Origin of the sequence: Cellulomonas xiejunii, from assembly GCF_024508315.1 — a bacterium.
GTDB classification, from domain to species: Bacteria; Actinomycetota; Actinomycetes; order Actinomycetales; family Cellulomonadaceae; genus Cellulomonas; species Cellulomonas xiejunii.
The window spans coordinates 3,840,833-3,864,136 of sequence record NZ_CP101987.1; the positions used below are offsets into that span (position 1 = coordinate 3,840,833).

Genomic DNA, 23,304 nt, shown 5'->3' on the forward strand with positions numbered 1-23,304 from the left:
CTCAGTGCTTGGCGCGTGCTCAGTGCGTGGCGCGCTCGCGGAGCCCGGGCCGGGCGTCGTCGAGCCCGTCCGGCTCCGCCCGGTGCTGCGGCACGACGGCGTCGACGACCATGGAGCCCTCGGACGGCCCCCCGATCGCGACCGGGTCCGGGGTGGCCTCGACCCGTGCCATCGGCGCGATGGGCTCGAGCGCCAAGCGGCGGTGCGCCCGGACGTACGCCGGGATGAGCCCGGCGACGGCTCCGAGCCACGCCAGCGGGTTGCCCCACACCACGCCCTCGTACCCGTACGCGGCCCCCAGCACGACCGCCGCGCCGACCCGCATGACGAGCTCGACGATCCCGGTGACGGTCGGCACCACCGTGTGCCCGAGGCCCTGCAGCGCACCGCGCAGCACCATCAGCACGCCGAGCACCACGTACAGCGCGCCGTTGACGACGAGCAGGTACGTGGCCAGCTCCACGACGTGCTGCTCGCCGTCGCCGACGAAGAGCCCGACCAGGTGGCTCCCGAACGCGATCAGCACGGCACCGAGCACGACCGAGGCGGCGACCGCCATCCACACGCCCTGCACGACACCGGCCCGGATGCGGTCGGGACGGCCGCCGCCCAGGTTCTGCGCGACGAACATCGACATGGCCAGGCCCAGCGACGAGAGCAGCGTGACGGCGAGCTGGTCGACCCGCCCGGCCGTGGTGTAGGCGGCGACGGCCTCCGGGCCGAGCGCGTTGAGGCGGACCTGCACGGCGAGCGCACCGATCGCGATGATCGACGCCTGGAAGCCCATCGGCAGGCCGAGCTGCAGGTGGCGGCTGACGTCGGCGCGCGACACCCGCCAGTCCTCACGCCGCACGTGCAGCACGGGCAGGCGGCGCCACACGTACAGCATGCACAGCGCGACGGCGATGGCCTGGGACGCGACGGTCGCCAGGGCGGCGCCGCCGACACCCGTGCCGAGGCCGCCGACGAGGCCGACGACGAGGCCGATGTTGATGACGCAGCTGACGGTGAGGAACACCAGGGGCGTGCGGGAGTCACCGATCGCGCGGATCACCGAGGACAGGAAGTTGAAGAACATGGTCGCCGCAGCACCGAGGAAGCTGATGACGGCGAAGGTCGTCGCCTCGGGCAGCAGCTCCTCCGGGGTGCGCAACAGGCGCAGCGCGGGCTCCGCGAGCAGCGGCGCACCGACGGACAGCACCACGGTGATGAGCCCGGTGAGGATGGCACCGGTGGCCACCGAGCGGCGTACGGCCGCGTGGTCGCCGGCGCCGAAGGCCTGGGCCGTCGGGATCGCGAAGCCGGAGGTGGTGCCCCAGGCGAACCCGATGAGCAGGAACAGCAGGCTGCCGGTGGCGCCGACGGCCGCGAGGGAGTTGATGCCCAGGACGCGCCCGACGACGATCGCGTCGACGAAGTGGTAGAGCTGCTGGACGACGTTGCCGATGAGCAGCGGCACCGCGAACGTCGCGATGACGCGCCACGGGCGACCGGTGGTGAGGGCTTTCGACATGACGGTGGAACTCCGCGCTGGTGGGGCTGGGTGAAGGGGCGCGGTGGTCAGTGCCGTGTCGCGTCAGGGCCCTATCGTATCGATACGATCGCGCGTGACCAGGGGTAAATCGACGTGCGTTGCGTCTCCGTGAACGTCGCGCCACGGCACCGGTGGGGCCGCGCGGCACGACCGCCCCACGCGGACCCCAAGAGCACGCCGGGGCTTGATGGGCGCCTGTCCAAGGGCGCGCCTCGAGCGCCCCTGCTGCGGACCGCGCCCGGCCCGCAGCAGGGGCCCCCTTGACCGATGTGACCTGCGACGCGTCACGCGCGGACGAGCGAGCCCTCCGACGTGATCTCGTCGGCGTCCGCGTCGTCGAACCAGCGGCCGTGCGTCCCGAGGTACCGGAACCGCACGGTCGAGCCGGCGGGCACGACGACCGACGCGCTCGCCGTGCCGTTGGACCGGCGACGCAGCGGGTGGACGCCCGGCGTCCAGTCGTTGAACGTCCCGACGACGCTGACGGGACCGTCCAGCACGGTCGACGGCAGCGCGAACGTCAGGGTGCAGGTCGCGGACTTCACGGAACGGGACTTCTTCAACACAGGGGGGATCCACTTCACTCGACCGGGTGACACCGACAGGTTCATGGTCGCGCGGCCGTGTTTCCGGGACGGTCGCGACACGGTGACCTGCGTGTCACAGGTCGGTGTCGGTCGGCGTGTCCGGCCGGCGCCGGCGCGGTCGAGGCGTCGGACGTCAGGGCGAGGCGTACGACGTGAACGTCGTCCCGGGCGGCAGCTCCTGGAAGAACGTCGCGTCGAACGCGGCCTCGCCGCCCGCCCGCAGCTGCTCGGCGTACCCACGCGCCGCCGCCACGATCCGGCCGTCACCCGCGGTCGCCACCACGACGACCCTCACGGCGTCCACGTCCTCCTCGAGCGTGCTCGACACGGTCCCCTCGACGGTCACCCCACCCCAGGACTCGACGCGCGACGTGAGCTCCCCGACGGTGAGCACGCCGGCCCCGGGCGAGTGCGCGACCCGCTGCACCAGGGGCAGCCGGACGTCGACCCGGTCCGGCGCCATGTCCCCCAGGTCCCGGAACCGGCCCGTCACGGCGACCTCGCCCGGCACCGCGGTGACGTACTGCCAGTCCGCCGCGATGAGCGTCCCGTCGGCGCCCAGCGCCTCGACCGACAGCTGCGCGGAGTCGAACCTGTGCTCGGGGTTCGGGTTGTCGATCACGGCGACGTACCACCAGGTGCCCGGCTCGTCGGGCTCCGCACCGAAGGCCACCTCGCCGACCGTCAGCGGCTCCCAGGGCGGCACGACTGCGTCACCGTCGACCGCACCGCCGTCGACCGTGCCGTCGTCGACCGTGCCGCCGTCGACCGTGCCGTCGGCCGCGCCGTCCTCGGCCGCACCGCCGAACGGCCCGTCGACCACGACCTCGCTGCCGCGACCCTCGCTCGTCGTCGTGCCGACCACGGCGTACGACGCCTGCGCCACGACGGCGACGAGGACCGCGACGACCCCGAGGGCGATGCCCCCGGTCGCGCGCCCGGACGACGACGGCACCGGGCTGCGTCGACCACGGGAACCCGCGCGGGCACCCGACACGATCGTCGCGATGCCCAGCGGCAGCGCGATGACGCCGACGAACGGCACCCACGCCAGGACCAACGCGACGAGCCCGAGGACGAGGGCGGCCGTCCCGCGGTGTGTCACGGGCCAGGCCCCCGGACCACCCGGCATCGGGGAAGGCCCGGCGGTGGGCGCACCGTACGGCGACGGTGCGCCGTGGGGCGACGGCGTCGCGTACGGCGAGGACGTCCCGTACGGCGGAGGCGTCCCGTAGGGGGACGGCCCGGAGGGCGGCTGCGACCCACCTGGCGCGTCCGCGTCGTGGTGACGGGCGGCGTCGTCCACGCCGTCGTCGGCACCTCGCACCGCGAACGGATCGGCGAACCCCTGCCCCGCCGTGTCCCTCGCGGCCGCGCTCGTGCCGTACAGCGGCGCGGCGCCGCCGTGGCTGCCCGGCAGCGTGCCGACGGGCGCCTGCGGGACGGTCGGCGGCACGAACGGCTCCACCGGTCGCGGCTCGTCCGCCGGCGGGGGCGGTGGCGGCGGGACCGGGCCGGGCGCCGTCGGGTCACCGGTGCTCATGCTGATCCTCCCGTGCGTGGCGCGTCCTGGTCCGCCAGCCGGCTCAGCATCGCGTTGTACTCGTCCATCTCGTCGTCGCCGTCCCGATCCACCCGGCGGTCCCGATGACGCGCGGTCCGCTCGTCATCGCGGGTCCACTGCACGGCCACGACGATCGCCAGCGCGAGCGTCGGGATCTCCCCGATGCCCCACGCGATCGACCCGCCGAGCTGCTGGTCCCGGATGGCCGACGGCCCCCACGGCCGGCCCGTCAGGCCGAACCAGTCCGCCACGAGCAGCCCTTCACCGCCGACCAGCGCCACGCCGAAGAAGGCGTGGAACGCCATGGTCGCGAACAGCAGCAGCAGCCGCATCGGGTACGGCGGGCGCGTCGGGCCCGGGTCGACACCCGCGAGCGCGTTGACGAACAGGTACCCCGCGAGCGTGAAGTGCACGACCATCGCCAGGTGCCCCACCTGGGTCCGCAGCGACCACTCGAACAGGCCGGAGTAGTAGAACAGCACCATCGACCCGGCGAAGTTCACGGCTGCGACCAGCGGGTTCGCGAAGAACCGGCCGACGTGGCTGTGCACGAGCGTCAGAACCCACTCACGTGGACCCCGCGACGCGTCCCCTCGCAGCGTCGTGGCGCGCGCCGGCACCGCACGCAGCAGCAGCGTCACGGGTGCCGAGAGCGCGAGGAACAGCGGCACCACCATGACGAGCACCATGTGCTGGATCATGTGCGCGCTGAACAGGAGGTGGCCGTAGACGGACGGCCCGCCGGACGTCGTCCAGGCGAACAGCAGCATGCCGACGACCCAGGACGCCGTGCGCAGCCAGGGCCACGCGTCGCCGCGGCGCCGCAGCCGCCGCACCCAGCGCAGGTAGACGACGATGCCCGCGGCCGCCGCGCACGCGAGGAGCACGTCCCAGCGCCACTCGGTGAGCCAGCGCAGCGTCGTCGGCTCGGGCGGCAGGGGGTGCCCGGTCAGGATGTAGGCGGGGGACGTGTCCGCCGCTGCGGCCTCCGGCACCGGCGGGGGTGACGAGCCGAGCGCGACGGCGACACCCGAGACGGCCCCCATGACCGCGAGCTCGACGAGCACCACGCGCCAGAACAGCACCCCGCCGCGCGGCCCCGACAGTCGCGGGATGGTCGCGCGCCGGTGCGCCAGGCCCAGCAGGGCGAGGGCGCCGAACAGCAGGATCTTGACGACGAGCAGCACGCCGTAGCGCGTCTGCAGGCCGTCCCACCCGCCGAGCCGCACCACGCTGTTGACGACGCCGCTGATCGCGACGCCGGCGACGCACCACCCCGCTAGCACGGAGTACCGCGCGACCGCGGGCACGACGTCGGTGCCGAGCCGACCCACCAGCACCGCGAGCGCTCCGAGCGCACCGATCCACACCGCCGCGCTCACCAGGTGCAGCACCATCGCGGACGTCGCGAGGTCGTGGCTCGCCGCACCGGCCGCGTGGCCCGTCTGCCCGAGCTGCCACAGCGCGACGAGCGACAGCGCCGCGGTCCACGCGGCGCCCGTCGGGGTCGCGACGACGAGCGCGAGGGCCGTGACGACCGCGGCCACCGTCGTCACGGACAGCAGCGTGCGCCCGAGGTCGATCTGCGTGACGAACACCGCGAGCTCGTCACCGAAGGACGGTGACGTCGGCGACGCACCGGCGACGGACGCGTACGCCAGGACGAGGTGCACGACGGACAGCACCGTCCACGCGCCGGCGGCGACACCCGCCAGGACGAGGCTGCGGGGGTACGCCGAGCCGTCGACGGCGGGGGTCCGGCCGGTCGCGAGGACCGGGGTGCCCGCCGCCTTCCCGGTGTCGGACGTGGGGGCGGTGTCCGACGCGCCCACGCGGGCCGGTGCGACGCGTGCGGGTGCCCGACGCGGCAGCACGCACACGGCGAGCAGCAGCGCGCCCACCGTCAACGACGCGGCGAGCTCGGTGAGCGTCTCGACAGCCGGCAGACCCCACCGCACGAGCGCCCCGGGGTCGCCGATCGCGACCGCGGCGCTCACCCCGGTGAACGCCACGCCGACGAGGACCGCGACGGTCCCCGTCGCGGCGAGCACGCCGAGCGCACCACGCCGCACCAGGGTCACGGACTCGTCCACGCGGGACAGCCTAGGCGTGCGTCACGCGCCGGTGGACGGCCCGTCACCCGACGGAGCCGCCGGGGGCCCACCGGCGGCGGTACCGCCCAGCCCGGTGCGTCGGCGGGCGGCCAGCAGGGCGACAGTGGCTCCGGCGGCGAGCGTCGCCACCGCCAGGACGACCCACACCCACGGGGAGGTGCCCTCCTCGTCGAGGGGGCCGTCGACGCCGGTCGTCGTCGTGACGTCCGTCGGTGCGGCCTCGTCCGTCGGCGCGTCCGACGCCGGGGCGGCCTCGGGTGCGTCGGTCGGCTCGGCGGTCTCGGCGGGCTCGGTGGGTGCGGCCTGCTCGGCGACGCCGACGGCCGCGGTCGCGGTGAACGTGAGGCTCCCGGTCAGCGGGTGGCCGTCGGCCGACGTGACGCGCCAGTCCACGGTGTACGCCCCGGCGGGCAGCGTGGTGACGAGCGGCTGCACCACCGACACGTCGAGGAGCTGCACGGGCCCGTCGCTGACGACGGCACCGTCCGGGCCGGTGACGACGACCTGCGACCCGAGCTCGAGCGCCGGCTGGTCGAACGTCAACGTGACCTGGGCGGGCGCCGTCTCGACCGTCGCCCCGTCGGCCGGGTCCGTCGCCCGCAGGCTGTTGTGCGCCGCGGCGGGGGGCGCAGCCAGGACGGCGACGAGCAGCACGAGTGCGGCGAGGGCTCCGCTCCGGCGCGCGACGCGCGCGCGGACCCTCGGGACGACGCGGGACACGAGGACCACCTTCCAGCAGGGACGACAGCGCCCCGATCCCATCACGCAGGTGCGGGCAGGGACGAATCGGAGACGCGACCGCTCACGCGACGCGCGGCCACGTGCGGGCTCCGTGAGGGGGCCGGACGAGACTCGCGGACCTCATGCCAGGGCCACCGCGCGCCGACCGCGGTGGCGACGGCGCACGGGCAGGGCGAGCGTCGTCGCGGCCAGCGCAGCGGTGAGCAGCAGGGTGACCGCGACGGCGACCCGACCGTCCGCGAGCGGCGCGGGGTCCTCGGCAGCAGCACGGTCAGCCGCAGCGCCGTCAGCAGCGTCACCGTCAACAGCGCCACCGTCAGCAGCGTCACCGTCAACAGCGCCACCGTCAGCAGCGCCACCGTCAGCAGCGCCACCGTCAGCAGCGGCCGCTGCTGCCGCCGCTGCGCGGTCCGCCGCCGCGACGAGGGACGCGACGGTGTGCGGAGCGTGCGGGTCGGCCGGGTCCAGGCCCGCCGCCTCGAGCGTCGCGGCGTCGAGGCCCGCTGCGACGAGCGCGTCGAGGTCGGACCCCGCGGCGCGCACGGCGTCCAGGTCGATCCCCGCCGCCCGGAGCGGGGCGAGGTCGACGGCGGACGCGCCCTCACCCGCTCCGTCCTGCGTCGCACCGGCGCCCGTGCCCGCATCGGCTCCCGCGCCGCCGCCTGCGCCCGCAGCCTCCTGCGCCGGTGCCGTGCCGTGCGTCGCGTGGGCGTCGACGGGCACGGCACCGGGCGGGACCGCGAGCATCGCCAGGACGGGGTGCAGGGCGACCGCCAGCACGGCAGCCGCGAGGATCGCCACGGCACGGGTGCTGATCCCGTCGGAGGTGCGCGCGCCGAGCACCCCGGCGACCAGCACGAGCGCGGCGATCGCGCCGAGCACCGCAGGCCCGGGCACGTGACCGCCCGCGAGGCAGTGGCCGACGACGGCGCCCGTGAGCACGGCTGCGGTCAGGCCGACCCCGCGCGCGAGCACCGTCGGGGTCCGGCCCGCGAGGGTCGTCCCGTCGGCCGGCATCAGCAGAACATCACCCGGGTCGCGGCACGGGTCCAGGCACCGAATCGCTTCAGTCACCCGAGCGCGCGCCATCGCACCACCGAGAGGACCCCTGCCCGAGCCGGTGGCACGCCCGCGACCCCGCCCTCGACAGGCCCCCGGCCCGGACACCGACCCGACACCGCACCGCACCGCGACCCCGGCCGATCGCCGCCGTCGTAGCAGTCCGTGGACGGAGGCTGTCCGATCAGTGGGATCGGGCGACCGCGAGACCGGGCTGAGTCGTCGTCCGGCACCGGGTAAGGCACCCCGGCCCGGTCTCGCGGAGCCCTCGTCCCATCGTCCGGACGGTGGCGACCCTCAGCTCCAGACGAGCGCCTGCGACGGGTCCGCGAGCACCGCGGCGACGTCGGCCAGGACCCGGCTGCCGAGCTCGCCGTCGACGAGCCGGTGGTCGAAGCTCAGGGCGAGCTGCGTGACGTAGCGCGCCTTCACCTTGCCCTTGTGGACCCACGGCTGCTGCCGGATCGCCCCGAACGCGAGGATCGCGGCCTCCCCCGGGTTGAGGATCGGCGTGCCCGTGTCGATGCCGAACACCCCGACGTTGGTGATCGTGATCGTGCCGTCGGACATGTCGGCCGGCGACGTGCGGCCCGCGCGGGCCGTCGACGTGAGCTCGCCGAGCCCGCGCGCGAGACCCAGCAGGTCCAGACGGTGCGCGTCCTTGATGTTGGGGACCACGAGCCCACGCGGGGTCGCCGCGGCGATGCCGAGGTTCACGTAGTGCTTGTAGACGATCTCCTGCGTCGTCTCGTCCCACGACGCGTTGATCTCGGGTCGCCTGTTGACGGCCATGAGCAGCGCCTTGGCCGCGACGAGCAGCGGCGTGACGCGCACGTCCGCGAACTCCCGGTCGGCACGCAGCCGCTCGACGAGCTTCATCGTCCGCGTCACGTCGAGCGTGTGGAACACCGTGACGTGCGGCGCGCTGAACGCGCTGGAGACCATCGCCTCGGCCGTCCGCTTGCGCACCGACTTCACGGGGACGCGTGTCTGGCGCCCGTCGGGGCTGACGACGCCACCGGCGGCCCACGGCCGGTCGTCGCCGGGGTACGTCGCCAGCTCGCGACCCTCGGCGCGGACCGAGTGCGCGAGGACGTCCTCGCGCGTGACGATCGCGCCCGGGCCGGTGGGGGTGACGGCGTCGAGGTCGACGCCGAGGTCCCGCGCGAGCTTGCGGACGGGCGGCTTCGCGAGCGCGTGCGCGGTGCCGTCGGGCCGCGTCGCCGACGCGTCGGCGCTCGACGAGGCGCGCACCGCCCCAGCGCGCGGCCGACGCGCCGCTCCCCCGTCGGCCACCCCGTACCCCACGAGCACCGCCCCGGAGCCACCACCGGAGCCGCCCGACGCCTCGGCCACCGCGGCGTGCACCTCGTCGCGCGCCGCGTCCACCTCGTCCGCGCCGCCGGGCTCGGCCGACGACCGGCTGGGGTGCGGGTGCCGGGCGCGCACGCCTGCCGCGGCGCCGCCACCGGACGGCGCGTCACCCGCGGCGCCGTCCGGGTCGACGTCCACCTCGATGATGGGCGTGCCGACCTCGACGGTCGTGCCGACGTCGACGAGCAGCCGTGTCACGACACCCGTCCACGGGCACGGCAGGTCGACGAGCGACTTGGCCGTCTCGATCTCGACGATCGTCTGGTTGACCTCGACACGGTCACCGACGGCGACGTGCCACGTGACGATCTCCGCCTCGGTGAGGCCTTCGCCGGCATCGGGCAGGGGGAACTGCTGGTACGTGGGCACGCGGGGTCTCCGGAGGCGCGATGGGTCGGAACGCGAAAGTTCAGAACGCGAGGGTGCGGTCGACTGCCTCGAGCAGCCGGTCGAGCCCGGGCAGGTAGTCGTGCTCGATCTTCGAGACCGGGTACGGGGTGTGGAAACCCCCCACCCGCAGCACGGGCGCCTGCAGGTGGTAGAAGCACTCCTCGGTGATGCGTGCCGCGACCTCGGCGCCCGACCCGTACAGCACGGGCGCCTCGTGGGTGACGACGCACCGGCCCGTGCGCCGCACGGACGCGACGATCGTCGCGGTGTCGAGCGGCGAGATCGTGCGCAGGTCGATGACCTCGATGCTCGTGCCCTCGGCGGCTGCGGCGTCGGCGACCTTGAGCGCGGTGGCGACCGTCGGGCCGTACGCGACGATCGTGACGTCGGTGCCGGAGCGTACGACGCGCGCGTGGTCGAGGTCCGACGGGCTGCCGTGCGGTGCCGGGAGCGGCGCGTCGAGGTCGACGTGGCCCTTCTCCCAGTACCGGCCCTTTGGCTCGAGGAAGATCACGGGGTCCGGCGACGCGATCGCCTGCTGGATCATCGTGAAGGCGTCGGACGCGTTGGACGGGGACACGACGCGCAGGCCCGGGGTGTGCGCGAACAGCGCCTCGGGCGACTCGCTGTGGTGCTCGATGGCGCCGATGCCGCCGCCGTAGGGGATCCGGATGACGACGGGCATCCGCAGCCGTCCCTGCGAGCGGTAGTGCATGCGCGACAGCTGCGTCGTGATCTGGTCGAAGGCGGGGAACACGAACCCGTCGAACTGGATCTCGCACACCGGCCGGTACCCGCGCAGCGCGAGCCCGATCGCGGTGCCCACGATGCCCGACTCGGCGAGGGGCGTGTCGACGACGCGGTCGTCGCCGAACTCCGCGAAGAGCCCGTCGGTCACCCGGAAGACGCCCCCGAGCCGCCCGATGTCCTCGCCCATGAGCAGCGTGCGCGGGTCGTTGGCCAGCGCACGGCGCAGGCCGAGGTTGAGGGCCTTGGCCATGGGCAGCAGCTGCGTGCCCGTCGGGAAGGGGGCCGGCGCCGGCGCCGGGGGCAGGTCGGTGAGGCGTGCGCGGTCGCTGGTGACGGTCATCGGTGACCTCCTGCCGTCTGGCGGCCGTCGTGGTCGACGAAGGACTGCTCGTACTGCGTGAACCACGCGCGCTCGGCGTCGACGACGGCGTTGGGCGTGGCGTAGACGTGGTCGAACATGGTGTGCGCCGCCGGGTGGCCCATCGCGCGGACCGTCGTGCGGATGTGCTCGCCGAACGCGTCCGACTCGGCGGCGAGCTGTGCCTGGAAGACCTCGGGCAGCTCGCCCGTGCGCTCGAGGTGCACGCGCAGCCGCTCGATCGGGTCGCGGCGGCGCCAGTGCTCCTCCTGCTCCGACGTGCGGTAGCGGGTGGGGTCGTCCGACGTCGTGTGCGCGCCCATGCGGTAGGTGAAGGCCTCGATGAACGTGGGGCCACCGCCGCTGCGCGCGCGCTCGAGCGCCTGGCGCGTGACCGCGTACGACGCGACGACGTCGTTGCCGTCGACGCGCACGGACGGGATGCCGAACCCGGGTGCGCGGGCCGCGAGGGGTACGCGTGCCTGGCGCGTCGTCGGCTCGGAGATCGCGAACTGGTTGTTCTGGCAGAACAGCACGACGGGCGCCTGGTTGACGGACGCGAACACCAGCGCCTCGCTGACGTCGCCCTGCGCGGTCGCGCCGTCACCGAAGTACGTGACGACGGCGGTGTCGCGCGTCGGGTCCCCCGTGCCGACGAGCCCGTCGCGCTGCACGCCCATCGCGTAGCCGGTCGCGTGCAGCGTGTGCGAGCCGATGACGAGCGTGAACAGGTGGAAGCCGTGCTCGGCCGGGTCCCAGCCGCCGTGGTCGACGCCGCGGAACAGCCGCAGCATGTCGGTCATCTCCAGGCCGCGGACGTGCGCGACGCCGTGCTCGCGGTAGGAGGGGAACACGTGGTCCTGGGGGCGCAGCGCGTGGCCGGAGCCGACCGCCGCGGCCTCCTGCCCGAGCGACTGCGCCCACAGGCCCAGCTCGCCCTGGCGCTGCAGCGACGTGGCCTCGGAGTCGAACCGGCGCGTCAGCACCATGTCGCGGTACATCGCGCGCAGCCGGTCGGCGTCGAGGTCCTCGGCCCAGGTGTCGTACTCGGGGTGGGAGACGCGTTCGCCCGCTGGGGTGAGCAGCTGGACGAGACCGTCGTCGGTCAGGGGGCCGTCGGCCGCGGGTGCGGACGTGCTCACGCGGTTCTCCTCTACCTGGGGTGCGAACCTACGTCAGCGTAGGCTACGCATCCGTAGGTTAGAAGGGTCCGAGACCGACAAAGCCCGCGGCACCGCTCTTGTCGGGATCCCACACCTCACGACCGAGTGATGGCGGCACGACGTCGGTCCGGCCGCCCCCTGCGGTGGCACACGGCCCCCAGCTGCGGCACCCTCGGCACAGCCGTCCTTCGTGGAGGAGCCGTGACCGCCGACGCCCCGCCCCTGCCCGTCCCCCGCCGGTCCGCCGGTGCGGCCGCGCTGGTCGGTGCCGGGGTCATGGCGGCGGTCGACGAGATCGTGTTCCACCAGATCCTCGCGTGGCACCACTTCTACGACCGTGGAACGCCCGACGTGGCGCTGCTGTCCGACGGCCTGCTCCACGCGGCCGAGCTGGTCGCCGTGGTCGCCGGCTTGTTCCTCCTGCTCGACCAGCGCCGCCGCGGCGTCCTGGCGGTGCGCGCGGCGTGGGCCGGGTTCCTGCTCGGTGCCGGGGCCTTTCAGCTCTTCGACGCCCTCGTCGACCACAAGCTGCTGCGCGTGCACCAGATCCGGTACGGCGTGGACCTGCTGCCGTACGACGTCGCGTGGACCGCGAGCGCGGTCGTGCTGCTCGCGGCCGGTGCCGCGCTGTGGCCGCGCGCACGGCGGCAGACGGCGCGGGAGGCGGCGCAGGACGCGTCGACATGACGGCGGCGGTGGCGGTGGCGCACGCCGGTCACGGCGCGGCCACGACGGCGTGGCCCCCGGGGGTCGTCGTACCCGTCGCCCTCGCCGTGACGGTCGCGCTGACGTACGTCGCCGCGACCGCCGCCTACCGTCGCCGCCGCATGCGGCCGTGGCGACCGGCCCGCACGGCCGCCTGGCTCACCGGGTGCGCGCTGGTCGTCGCCGCGCTGTCCCCCGCGACCGCCGTCGCCCCGGACGACGCGAGCCGGCACATGCTCCAGCACCTGCTGCTCGGCATGCTCGCGCCGCTGGCGCTCGTGCTGGCCGCGCCGGTCACGCTGCTGCTGGGCGTCGCGCCGCCGGGCACGCGCCGGGCCGTCGGCCGGGTGCTGCGAGCGCGGCCCGTGCACGTGCTGACGCACCCGGTCACGGCGGCGTTCCTGCACGTCGGCGGCATGGTCGTGCTCTACCTGACGCCGCTGTACGCCCTGACGACACGCTCACCGCTCGCGCACGGGGCCGTCCACGTGCACTTCCTGCTCGCGGGCTACCTGTTCGCGTGGTCCCTGGCCGGGCCCGACCCGGCGCCACGGCGGCCCGGGACCGCGACGCGGCTCGTGGTGCTCGTGGCCGCCGGCGGAGCCCACGCGGCGCTCGCCAAGCTGCTGTACGCGCACGCCGACCGGCTGCCGCCGGGCGCGGAACACGCGGCGGCGGACGTCGAGGTCGCCGCGCAGTGGATGTACTACGGCGGGGACGTCGCCGAGGTGCTGCTGGCGGTCGCGGTGCTGGGCGGCTGGTACCGCCGACGCGCGCGCCGGGGGACCGGTCGGGCACCCGCACCGCGGCCCGTGGCCGCCGGCCGCTGAGCGGCCCGGCGGTCCCTCAGCGGCCGACCGGCTCCAGCGCGTCGACCTGCGCCAGCACCTCCTCGAACGACGGCCCGCCCTCGTGCTCGACCCACTGCAGCGTCCCGAGGACCGCGTCGAACATCGCGACGACCGCGAGCACCGCCGGGTCCTCCAGGTCGCCGTCGGTCAGCACCGTGAAGGTGGCCAGGGCCCACACGCCCGGCACCTCGGGGTGGCTGATGTAGTACGCGACGCGCCACGACGGGTGCGCCCGTCCCAGCCGCCGGCTGTCCACGACCGACCGGATGCGGACGGCCGGCGCCCCGCCGACGTCGAGCAGCAACCCGTCCTCCCCCGCGTCGGCGAGCAGCTCAGCCAGCAGGTCGCTCGCCACGACCTGCGGGTCGTCCTCCAGCACGGACACGAGCAGGGTGCCGGGCAGCCGCAGCCCGCCGTACTGGGCCAGCGGCATGATGACGCAGCGGGCCCCACCGGCCGTCGCCTCGTCGAGGGCCCTACGCATCTCCTTGCGGAGCTCACGGCGCCACGGCGTCGCCCTGTCCCGTGGCAGGTGCTCGGGCACGAAGTGCTGGACGACGGACGTGACGACCCGCGCCTGGAGCTTCTCGGTCCCCGGGGACGTGGGCACGTGCAGCCACCCCTCCGGCAGCAGCATCTCGGCGTCGATCACGGTGCGCTCCTGGGGTTCGGTGACGAGACGGGACCGGTGCCCGTGAGAGCCGGCGCGTCGGCGACGACGCGGTGCAGCAGCGTGTCCACGCCCCGCCCGACCGTCCCGAACAGCGCGAGGTCGGCGACACGTGTGGCCACCAGGACGTCCACCGGTCCGCGTGCGTCCGTCGCGTCCAGGCGCAGCGCCGCGTCCACGCGCACGTGTGCGGCGCCGCTCGGCTCACGGCCCAGTGCGCTGACCCGCACGCCGTCGCCGCCGTCGGTCGTCACGTAGTCCACGAGCGGCCGGCGGGCGTCGTCGGGCCGTCCGGACGCTCCGACGAGGTCCATGAGGTACGCGGGGTCGTCGTCCGTCGGCTCACGCAGCTCGACGAGGGCGACGACCGGGCCCCAGCGTGGACGGTCGGGCGTGAGGAACGCGGCGCCCCACGCGACGTACGTCGAGGGAGGCTGGCCCAGCGCACGGCTGCGCAGCCACACCGCGACCTCCTGGCCGACGCTCCGCGCGTCGAGTCCCTCACGCAGCTCGGGTGGCAGGGACGACGCGACACCGCGGACGCCGTCGTCCAGCCACTCGGCGAAGAGGGTGGCGGTCGCGCTCTGCCACCGGTGCCCGTCCGCCTCGTCGTGGTCGGCGGCCGGGACCCACCACCACTCCCACTCGACGGTCGGCACGGTGAGTCCGGGTGCGCTCACTTCTCGCCACCCCCCTTCGGGTAGTGGGGCCCGACCGTGTCGTTGTAGCGCAGGCCACCCCAGATGATGGAGAAGAGGCCGCTGGCTACCGTCCCGCCGCCCCACCAGGACCACGCGCTCGACGCGGACTGCTGCATCTGGTCGAGAACCTGCACGCGGGCGGCGTAACCGCTCCACCCGCCGTTCGTCCCGAGCCAGGTCTTGATCGTCCCGGAGAAGTCGCCCGGCAGCCCGCTCCACATGTCCCACGCGGCCCAGAACTGGCTCTTCGACGACGCCCAGAACCCCACTTCGGGGCGCAGGAGCGGATTGACCCTGCCCAGCAGGTTGTTGACGACGCGGCTGCTGTTGTAGAAGTCCGCCTCGTTGCGCCACAGCAGGGGCCTCAGCTCCTCGACCCGACGCAGGTCGTCGAGCTCGAACGAGCCACCGCGGCGGACCCCTCCACCCGGCAGGACCGACTTCAACCACTTCACGGCATTGGCGACGCCCACCGGGATCCCGGACTCGAACGCCCTCCCGCCGGCGGCCATCACCTTGCCCCCGAACGACACGACGGCACCGATCCCGAAGGTCAGCACACCGACGATCGCCAGGACCAGGTCGACGAGGCCCTCCTCGCCGTTGGCGTACAGGACCCCCGTGACCGCGACGGACACGAGTGCCACCGTGAACGCGGCCAGCACGAGCGCCGCCACACCGGGGAAGATGATGCACAGGCCCGCCAGGATCATGGCGATCACGGACAGGACCTTGGCGATCACCTTGAGGACCTTGAGGAACCTGTCCCACGTGGAGTCGGTGAGCCCGTCGCGCTTGAACTTGCGGGCCGTCACCGCGTCGCCGAGACGCGTACCGGCTTCCTGCAGGTTGTCGTGCGCCTTCTGCACGCGCCGCTTCGCCTCCGCGAGCGCGCTGTCGGCCGCGGTGACCTCCTGCCGCTTGTGCAGCGTCTTCTGGGCCTCCTCGGGCGGCACGGTCCCGTCCTCGCCGGCCTCGGCCTCGGGCAGCCCCTCCGCTGCGGTGAGCTTGGTGGCCGCGGCCTGGGCCTCGACGAGGCCCTCCCGGGTCTCCTTGATGGCCGTGGCGAGCTCGGGCTCGTACGTCGCGACGGCCTTGACGACGGCCGCGTAGCGGTCCTTCACCTTCTCCAACCGGTCGAGCACCTTCGCGGTGTCCTCGCGGAGCGCCTCGACGTACTCCCCCTTCAACCCCTCGCTGCCGCGCGCCACGACAGTCATCAGGTTCGCCACGGCACTCTCGATCGTGTTGGCGATCTTCTTGTACCGCTCCCGGGTCAGCTCCACCTCGTCCGCGTCGCCGCCCGCCACGGGGTCCTGGTGAAAGCCGACGACCTGCCACTCGGTGCTCACGGGTACGGGCAGCTGCACGCCGTGCGTCACGGTGCTCACAGGTCCGGCCTGTCCCGCGACAGGCTCGACGTGAGCTCCGCGTCCACGCTGCCCCAGCTCTCGGCGACCGACCGCACGGTGTCCCGGAGCTTCTCCATGTCGGCGACCAGCTCGTCGCGGTTGGAGGTCCAGTTGTCGGCGAAGTCACCCATGGACAGGTTCGCGTTGCGCTGCCCCCAGATGTCGTCGGACCTGTCCTCCAGGTCCAGGGCTCCCTTGAACTCCCCGACGAGGTAGTCGAGCTGCCCGACGAGCTCGGTGAGCACGTCGGTGACGACGAGGTCGGCCATCAGACCATCTCCTTCCGTGGTGCGACAGGCGCCAGCGGCACCTGCGTGGTCACGTACGTCCCGTCGCCCAGGTGCACCAGGGCGGTGCCGGGCACGACGCGTGCGGCGAGCTGCGAGCGGGACAGCCGTGCGCCGACGAGGTCCCCGTCGGCGAGCCCCTGCGGCGAGAGCAGCGCGCCGCGCCGGTTCTTCTTGACGTCGGCCTGCCAGCCGGTGAACCCGGCGCCGACGCTGCCGATCTCGCCGCCGATGACGACGCCGCGGCCGTCGCTCGAGGCCCGCCGCACGAGGCGGCGCAGCCACTCGCGCGCGGGTGCGTCGCGCCACGTCTCGGCGTCGTCCACGAGCAGCACGACCGGCCCGTCGCCGTCGTCGACGAGCGGCGCGAGCGTCGCCTCGTCGGGGGCGTCGTCGAGCAGCACGGCCCGGACGCCCGGGCGTCCCGCCAGGTCCCGCAGGGGCGAGCGCAGCGGTGCGCCGACGACGAGCTCGACCCCGGCGCGCAGCAGCGACTCCGCCATCACGGCCAGCAGGGTGCTGCGCCCCGAGCGGCCCGGGCCTGCGACGAGGAACGTCGGCGCGTCCGCCGCGAGGTCCGCACCGACGGGCTCGAGCTCGTCGCCGCCGACGCCGAGCAGCGCCCACAACGGCCGTGGCTCGACCGCGGGCCACGCGTCCTCGAACGTCAGGCGCGTCGGCATGGCCGCGATGCGCGGCGGGCGGACGGCGCGCGGTGCGCCCGCCTCGCGCGCGGTCAGCCGGTCCGCGAGCGCGTGCAGGGCGGCGACCTGCGCGGGACCCGACGGGTCGTCCGCGAGCAGCGCGACCTGCGTCTCGACGCCGCCCGGAACGCGGAGGCCGCGCCCGGGCGGCAGGTTCTCCGGGAACGATCGCGCGTTGAGGCCCGCGAGGGTCGCGTCGGTGCGGTCCGCGAGACGCAGCACGAGCTTGTCCTCGCAGAGCGAGGCGATGCGACCGCCGAGCAGCGTGTGGTCGCCCGCCACGATGACGTGCACCCCCGCGCTCGCGCCCTCGCGCAGCAGCGCGTGCACGATCTCGGTGAGCGACCCGCCGTCGTGCTCGCCGAGCGTCGTCGTGAAGCCCTCCCACCGGTCGATCAGCAGCAGCACGTGCGCCAGGCGCTCGGCCGGCGCGGCGGCCGCGCGCTGCTCGGAGACGTTCGCGAAGCCGCCCTCGCCGAGCAGCCGCTGCCGGCGCTGCACCTCCGCCTGCAGGCGGGTCAGCAGGCGCGTCGCGCGCTCGGTCTCGGTGCGCTGGACGACCGCGCCGCAGTGCGGCAGCCGGGTCAGCGCGAGCAGCGCCCCGTTGCCGCAGTCGATGCCGTACAGGTGCAGGTCGCCGACGGGGGCGGCGGCGCACGCCGCGGCCGCGATCGTGCGCAGCGTCTGCGAGCGCCCGGACCGCGGCGCACCGGCGACGTGCAGGTGCCCGAACGTCGCGAGGTCCGTCACGACGTCCTCCTGGCGCTGGGAGCGCGGCAGGTCGCAGCGTCCCCAGGCGAACCGTGGGTCTGCTGTCGCCGCCGGTGCGTCGGTGAGCTGCGCGACGTGCGTCGTCGGCAGCGACGGCAGCCAGGGACGGCGCTGCGGCGGGACGCCCAGCATGTCCGCGGCCAGCCCGATCGCCCGGACCAGCACGGACAGGTCCGTCACCTCGTCCTGCGACTGCTCGCCGCGCGGCCGCTGCGGCACCGGCCGCCCCAGGTCCGACCAGGACACGGGACGCAGGAACGGCGCCGGCACGTGCGCCCGTGCCAGGGGACGCCGTCCCCCCACGCGCGCCGCCTGGAACGGGATGAGCGCGCTGTGCCCGAGGCGCGCGAACGCGCGGCCCGGCTGGCTGGGCGCGATGCCCGCCGCCTCGCGCGAGTCGATGACGTCGGTGCTGTCGCCCGCGTCGGTCACCCGCAGGGCGATCCGCAGGTTGGTGTTGGCGCGGATCTCCGCCGAGACCACGCCCGACGGCCGCTGCGTCGCGAGCAGCAGGTGGATGCCCAGCGAGCGCCCGCGCTGGGCGATGTTCACGAGTCCGGAGACGAAGTCCGGCAGCTCGCGCGCGACCGACGCGAACTCGTCGATGACGATGAGCAGCCGCGGCAGCGGGGCGAGCAACCCGCGGCGCGCGCGGGCCTCCAGGTAGTCGTCGAGGTCCTTCACGCCGGCGGCCGCCAGGATGCGCTCGCGGTGCGCGAGCTCGGCACCCAGGGAGGTCAGCGCACGCTCGACCAGGTGCGGGTCGAGGTCCGTGACCATGCCGACCGTGTGGCACAGGTCGACGCAGTCCTTGAACGCGGCCCCGCCCTTGTAGTCGACGAGCACGAAGTTCATCGCGTCCGGCCGGTTGGCCACCGCCAGGGACGCCACGACGGTCTGCAGCAGCTCGGACTTGCCCGAGCCGGTGGTCCCCGCGATCAGACCGTGCGGCCCGTGCTCGGCCAGGTCGAGCTCGAACGGCCCGTCGAGCGAGACCCCGACGACCGCGCGCGTCGTGCTGCCCCCGCCGCTCCACCGCGCCGCGACCGCCGCGGGCCCCGGCTCGGTGAGGTCGAGGATCTCCAGCAGCCGCGCGGCCGACGGCAGGGCGGCCTCCCCGACGGCCTTGCTCGTGTCCCGCAGGGGCGCGAGGCTGCGACCGACGCCCGCGTACCAGGCGTCGGCGACCTCGTCGACGCGGATGCGGTCGACCTGCGCGGCCCGCTGCTGGCGCAGGGACGCGCGGCGTCCCGGCCCGCCGACGACGACGGCCGTGCACTCCTCGGGCAGCGTGCGCTCGTCGGCGTCGACGCACACGCAGTGCACCCCGACGGCCGGCCCCTCCTGGAGGATCGTCACGACGCCCGGCAGCGCCCGCAGCCGCAGGGCCCCGTCGAGCACGACCACGACGTCCGGGTCGGGCAGCGCCACGCGCGAGCCGGCGGCCAGCCGCGCACGCTGCCGGCCCTGCACCAGGTCCAGCAGCTCGGCCACCCGCCGGGCCAGGGTCTCGGCGTCGGAGCCGACGAGCGCGAGCGACTGCTGCCCGAGCACGGGACGCACGTGCGGCAGCCACGTCGCCCACCCCCACCAGCGCTCGCCCTCGGGGTCCGTCAGGACGTACAGCTGCACGTCCCGCGGGCTCTGCAGCACGGCGAGCTGGGCGACGAACCACCGCGCGAGGCGGCGCGGCCAGTCGTCGGGCCCAGCCAGGCCGACGACGCCGGCCTGCGCGATCGACAGCGCGGCCGGGACGTCGGCGGACGTGCGCGGTTCCTGCTTGCGGTGCAGGCCCTCGCCCTGCGTGACGACGAGCGTGCTGGGCAGGTCGGCCGTGCCGACGCGGACCAGCAGGTGGTCGGGGTCGGTGCGCCGCCGCTCCCACAGGCGCGCCCGCGGCGACGTGGCGACCAGCAGCAGCTCGGCCGCGTCCGGGCTCGCGGAGCGGCGGTCGGCGCGCTCGGTCTCGAGGGCGTCGAGCACCTCCTGCTCGACGCGCGCCAGCTCCTGCGCGTGCTCCGCGAGGCGGCGCCGGTACCCGATCCGCCCGCCGCGCCGGTTCGACAGCCAGCTGCCCAGCACCATGAGCGGCGACATCGCCGCGAACATCAGGAACATCGGGTTGCGCATGACCAGCGCGATCGCGGTGGCGCCGACCGCCGGCAGCAGCGCCGTGATCCACGGCAGCACCGCGGGCGGCTGCGCCTTGGGCTCGGGTGGCAGCTGGAACTCGGTGCGCCGCTGCGGCGGCAGCAACCGCGGCGGACGGTTGTAGTCGAGGTGCTCGCCGTCGGACGAGGGCTCGACCACCGCGTCGGGAACGGCCGCGGGGTGCACCTCGAGGAGCCGCTCGCCGACGTGCAGGAGCGCAGACTCGCGCCACGCCGTGCCCCCGTCGGGCACGGGCTCGCCGTCGAGCAGCGCGCGCTGCACGGGTGAGCCGGGCACCACGTCCCACGGCTCGAGGCGCACGCGCGCGTCCAACGTGACCAGCACCGTCACCAGCACGAACGGGGCCAGGTCGAGCACCACCCCGCCCGACGCGTCGACGCCCACGTCGTGCGACCCGGCGCCGAGGTGCCACACCCGCCCTGCATCGGGCCCGGCGACCACGCGCAGCGTCACGAGCGCCGAGGCCGGCTCCGGGGTCGGGTCGGGCCCGCCCAGCCACAGCACCGCACCGTCGCGGACACCGCTGCCGGCCAGCGGCCCGGCGGCGTCCACGACGGTGCGGCCCACGTGCAGCATCGTCAGGTCCAGCCCGTCGCACGGGTGGCGCGACGGGTCGAGCCCGTCGACGGCGTTCTTCACGACGTCCCGGACGCAGGTCAGCGGGTCGGCGTCCACGACGACGTCGGTCGCCCAGGCACCGGGCCGGGCGAGCGTGATCATGAGGCGCATCGAGGCTCTCCTGCGCAGGGGGACGGCGCGTGCGGGTGGCGGGGCTGGTCAGCCGGCGCGCAGGGAGCTGGCCATCTGCGTGTCGACGTCCTGCAGGGACGCGACGGCCTGGTCGAGCCAGCTCGACAGGGTCTCGAGGTTCGTCATCAGCTCGTTGGCCGCGGCGACGAACTGCGTGTTGACCTCGTCGAACCGGACGGACGCCTGGTCGGTGACGAAGCCCGACGCCACGAGGGTGTTGACGAGCGACTTGGTGTCCGACAGGCGCGCGTCGATCTCCGCCTTGTTGGTGCGCAGCCTGCCCGCGCTGTCGCTCATGTCGGCGTAGGTGATGTTCAGGTTCGGCATCGGTGGTCCCTTCGGGTCGAGCCGGACGCCCGGTCGGGCGGCGGCGCGGTGCCAGCGCCCACGACGCTAGGAACGCGTCGGGACGGCGGTCCACCGTCCCGACGCGGTGCTGGGCCCGCGGGCCCAGGACGGGTTTGTCCCGATCCGGCGCAGGCCCCGACGATCGGCACGAGGCTCGGCGCGGCACGCGTCGTCGGCCGGTCGTGACCACCGAGGAGGACGCATGGGACAGCCGGACCGGCACGGACGGTGCCGCGGCGGGCGCGCCGCACGCGCGACGCTCGGCGCGCTGGCCGTCGTGCTCCCCCTGCTCGCGACCGGGCCCGGCGCTGCGGCGCACGCGGGCGACGTGCGGTCGGACGTCGCGGTGGTCGACGAGCAGACCGGCGACGTCACGTACTACGTCGTGCAGGACTCGTGGGAGGGCCAGCCGGAGTTCCTCTTCTCGATCGCCGAGCGCCTGCTGGGCACCGGCGACCGGGCGCTGGAGATCTTCGAGCTCAACGAGGGCCGCGCGCAGCCCGGCGGGATGACCGTCAGCGACCCCAACGTCATCCGCCCCGGCTGGGTGCTGATCCTCCCGCCCGACGCGGCGGGCGACGGCGTGCAGGTGGGCCCGCTGCCGACGCTCCCGCCCGTGGCGGTCCGGGCGACGCCCACGCCGAGCGCGGCGGCGCAGGACACGGCCGACGAGCGGTCCGCCGCCGGTACCGCCGACACCTCGGACGACGCACCCGCCACGGCCACCGACGACGCGACCGGCCTGGCGGCGCCCTCCCTGACCACGGGTCTGACCATCGCGTTGGTCGCCAGCACGGGCATCGCGGCACTCGTCCTGCTGGTCGGCGGCGGCGTGGTCGTCGTCCGGCGCCTGCGCGCCCGGCGCGAGACCCCGCCGACCCCCGTCGTGCGCCGCGAGGACCCGGGCGCCTGGACGATCGACCGCACCACCCGCGCCCTGGCCCGCGCCTGCGCCGCAGCCGGGCGGCCGGTGCCGCGCGTGCACGCGCTGATCCTGTCCGACGACGAGGTCCGCCTGCGCCTGCGCACCCCGGACGCCCGCCCGCCGGCGGGCTGGTCGGCGGTCGACGACGGCCGGACGTGGACGTCGCCCATGCGCCCGCTGCAGGACGTCGCGCTCGACGAGCACGTGGTCGCACCGTTCACCGGCCTGGTGACCCTGGGCGACGACGCGCACGGGCGCGTGCTCGTCGACCTCACCCAGGCGGGACCGGGCATCTGCCTGGACGGCGACGCGGGCCAGGCGACACAGCTCGCCGAGCGGTGGCTGCACGAGCTCGCGACCAGCCCTTGGTCCCGGCACCTGCCGGTCGTGGCGGTCGGCGTCGGGACGTCGGCGTACGACCGACTCGACGACGCGGGACCGGCCGTCGAGGCGGCGGCAGGCGGGGTGGTGGTCGTCGCCGGCGCCCGGGGCCGCGACGCGGACCTGCTCGCAGGGCTGGCCGAGGACCCGCGGTGGGCCGTGGTCGTCGTCGGGCCCGCGGGGCGGGGATGGGCCCGGTGGCGGCTGACGCTCGACGCGGACGGTGTCGCCACGGGCGGCCCGCTGGACACCGACGTGCACGTGCAGACCACCAAGCGGGGACTGGAGCTGGTCTGACCGTGTGGCTCACGGCGGCGAGGACGCGGGCGGGCGCACGCCTGCAGGGCGTCTGGAGCCGTCGTCGAGACGCTCTGGAGCGCACCGCCGCAGGATCGTCCCATGACTACCCCCACGCCCACGGCCGGCTACCGGATGCGGATCGCGATCTCGAGCCCCGAGATCGAGGCGCGGATCCGCGGCGTCTTCGCGAGCCGAGGGCTCGACGTGCTCCTCGACGACGCCCCGCCGACGTTCGAGGTCACCGTCGTGCCCGGCGCGGGCGCGCGCCCGGCGCCGACAGCCGTGGGCGACGCCCTGCACCACCTGGTCGGTGCCGTACCCGCCCGCCGGACGACCGCACCGAGCGCGCGCTACCGGTTGACGCTCGCGGCAGCGACACGGGACGCCGAGCCCGCACGGACGCGGACCGACTGCGCGGGGGTCGCGGACCTGTCCGAGCGCGAGTCCCAGGTGATGGCGTGCGTGGCGCGGGGCCTGCGCAACACGGAGATCGCCGCCGAGCTCGGGGTCACCGTCAAGACGGTGAAGAACCACGTCAACCGGATCTTCGGCAAGCTCGGCGCGGCCGGCCGGGTCGACGCGGTCCTCATCTGGCAGTCGTCGCGTGCCCGGTCCGGGCTGCGTGCGGTGCCGCCGGGCGCGCCGTCGTCGAGCGCGCGGTCCGCGCCCACGTCTCCCGCGCTGGCCGGGTAG

The 23,304-nt window shown here is 75.0% G+C and carries 19 protein-coding genes; 4 read left to right on the forward strand and 15 right to left on the reverse strand.

Features of this window, described 5'->3' with window-relative positions:
- Positions 1–19: 19 nt before the first annotated feature.
- From NP048_RS17600 to pdhA, 9 genes are all read right to left on the reverse strand, one after another.
- Positions 20–1,513, reverse strand: a complete 1,494-nt coding sequence (locus NP048_RS17600; protein ID WP_227578827.1) for an MATE family efflux transporter — start codon at positions 1,511–1,513, stop codon at positions 20–22.
- Between the two features lie 305 nt (positions 1,514–1,818).
- Positions 1,819–2,079 carry an isoamylase early set domain-containing protein gene (locus NP048_RS17605; RefSeq protein WP_227578826.1) on the reverse strand — a complete coding sequence of 87 codons (261 nt, stop codon included), beginning with the start codon at positions 2,077–2,079 and terminating at the stop codon, positions 1,819–1,821.
- Between the two features lie 175 nt (positions 2,080–2,254).
- Positions 2,255–3,664 carry a hypothetical protein gene (locus tag NP048_RS17610; RefSeq protein WP_227578825.1) on the reverse strand — a complete coding sequence of 470 codons (1,410 nt, stop codon included), beginning with the start codon at positions 3,662–3,664 and terminating at the stop codon, positions 2,255–2,257.
- Complete coding sequence (locus NP048_RS17615; protein WP_227578824.1) at positions 3,661–5,778, reverse strand: bifunctional copper resistance protein CopD/cytochrome c oxidase assembly protein; 2,118 nt, start codon at positions 5,776–5,778, stop codon at positions 3,661–3,663. Before NP048_RS17615 ends, NP048_RS17610 begins: the two co-directional genes overlap by 4 nt.
- A 21-nt stretch (positions 5,779–5,799) precedes the next feature.
- Positions 5,800–6,519 (reverse strand): copper resistance CopC family protein, encoded by a 720-nt coding sequence (locus NP048_RS17620; RefSeq protein WP_227578823.1) that lies wholly within the window; start codon positions 6,517–6,519, stop codon positions 5,800–5,802.
- Between the two features lie 141 nt (positions 6,520–6,660).
- The gene (locus NP048_RS17625) at positions 6,661–7,557 is read right to left on the reverse strand and encodes a hypothetical protein (protein WP_227578822.1); all 897 of its coding nucleotides are present in this window, start codon (positions 7,555–7,557) and stop codon (positions 6,661–6,663) included.
- Positions 7,558–7,896: 339 nt separating this feature from the next.
- Positions 7,897–9,342 (reverse strand): dihydrolipoamide acetyltransferase family protein, encoded by a 1,446-nt coding sequence (locus tag NP048_RS17630; protein ID WP_227578821.1) that lies wholly within the window; start codon positions 9,340–9,342, stop codon positions 7,897–7,899.
- 40 nt (positions 9,343–9,382) lie between these two features.
- Positions 9,383–10,453: an alpha-ketoacid dehydrogenase subunit beta gene (locus NP048_RS17635; RefSeq protein WP_372456859.1), complete on the reverse strand. Its 1,071-nt coding sequence runs from the start codon at positions 10,451–10,453 to the stop codon at positions 9,383–9,385.
- On the reverse strand, positions 10,450–11,613 hold the full coding sequence (pdhA, locus tag NP048_RS17640) for a pyruvate dehydrogenase (acetyl-transferring) E1 component subunit alpha (RefSeq protein ID WP_227578820.1): 1,164 nt from the start codon (positions 11,611–11,613) through the stop codon (positions 10,450–10,452). The genes NP048_RS17635 and pdhA overlap by 4 nt, the downstream gene beginning before the upstream one ends.
- 222 nt (positions 11,614–11,835) lie before the next feature.
- Here pdhA and NP048_RS17645 point away from each other — a divergent pair, with 222 nt between their 5' ends.
- Both NP048_RS17645 and NP048_RS17650 read left to right on the forward strand, forming a co-directional pair.
- Positions 11,836–12,321: a DUF2243 domain-containing protein gene (locus NP048_RS17645; protein ID WP_227578819.1), complete on the forward strand. Its 486-nt coding sequence runs from the start codon at positions 11,836–11,838 to the stop codon at positions 12,319–12,321.
- The gene (locus NP048_RS17650; protein ID WP_227578818.1) at positions 12,318–13,169 is read left to right on the forward strand and encodes a cytochrome c oxidase assembly protein; all 852 of its coding nucleotides are present in this window, start codon (positions 12,318–12,320) and stop codon (positions 13,167–13,169) included. The genes NP048_RS17645 and NP048_RS17650 overlap by 4 nt, the downstream gene beginning before the upstream one ends.
- Positions 13,170–13,185: 16 nt before the next feature.
- Here NP048_RS17650 and NP048_RS17655 read toward each other — a convergent pair whose 3' ends face one another.
- The 6 genes from NP048_RS17655 to NP048_RS17680 are packed head-to-tail and all read right to left on the reverse strand — an operon-like array spanning position 13,186 to position 20,984.
- Positions 13,186–13,842, reverse strand: a complete 657-nt coding sequence (locus NP048_RS17655) for a hypothetical protein (protein ID WP_227578817.1) — start codon at positions 13,840–13,842, stop codon at positions 13,186–13,188.
- On the reverse strand, positions 13,839–14,540 hold the full coding sequence (locus NP048_RS17660; protein ID WP_227578816.1) for a hypothetical protein: 702 nt from the start codon (positions 14,538–14,540) through the stop codon (positions 13,839–13,841). Before NP048_RS17660 ends, NP048_RS17655 begins: the two co-directional genes overlap by 4 nt.
- On the reverse strand, positions 14,537–15,952 hold the full coding sequence (locus NP048_RS17665) for a hypothetical protein (RefSeq protein WP_227578815.1): 1,416 nt from the start codon (positions 15,950–15,952) through the stop codon (positions 14,537–14,539). The genes NP048_RS17660 and NP048_RS17665 overlap by 4 nt, the downstream gene beginning before the upstream one ends.
- The gene (locus tag NP048_RS17670) at positions 15,949–16,242 is read right to left on the reverse strand and encodes a hypothetical protein (protein ID WP_227578814.1); all 294 of its coding nucleotides are present in this window, start codon (positions 16,240–16,242) and stop codon (positions 15,949–15,951) included. The genes NP048_RS17665 and NP048_RS17670 overlap by 4 nt, the downstream gene beginning before the upstream one ends.
- Positions 16,242–20,636, reverse strand: a complete 4,395-nt coding sequence (locus NP048_RS17675) for an FtsK/SpoIIIE domain-containing protein (protein WP_227578813.1) — start codon at positions 20,634–20,636, stop codon at positions 16,242–16,244. Before NP048_RS17675 ends, NP048_RS17670 begins: the two co-directional genes overlap by 1 nt.
- Before the next feature lie 48 nt (positions 20,637–20,684).
- Positions 20,685–20,984: a WXG100 family type VII secretion target gene (locus NP048_RS17680; RefSeq protein WP_227578812.1), complete on the reverse strand. Its 300-nt coding sequence runs from the start codon at positions 20,982–20,984 to the stop codon at positions 20,685–20,687.
- Between the two features lie 223 nt (positions 20,985–21,207).
- Between NP048_RS17680 and NP048_RS17685 the strand changes: the two genes are divergently transcribed.
- Together NP048_RS17685 and NP048_RS17690 are read left to right on the forward strand one after the other, a co-directional pair.
- Positions 21,208–22,608 carry a LysM peptidoglycan-binding domain-containing protein gene (locus NP048_RS17685; RefSeq protein WP_227578811.1) on the forward strand — a complete coding sequence of 467 codons (1,401 nt, stop codon included), beginning with the start codon at positions 21,208–21,210 and terminating at the stop codon, positions 22,606–22,608.
- A gap of 102 nt (positions 22,609–22,710) precedes the next feature.
- A complete protein-coding gene (locus NP048_RS17690) occupies positions 22,711–23,304 on the forward strand; it encodes a helix-turn-helix transcriptional regulator (RefSeq protein ID WP_227578810.1) in 594 nt (197 codons plus the stop codon).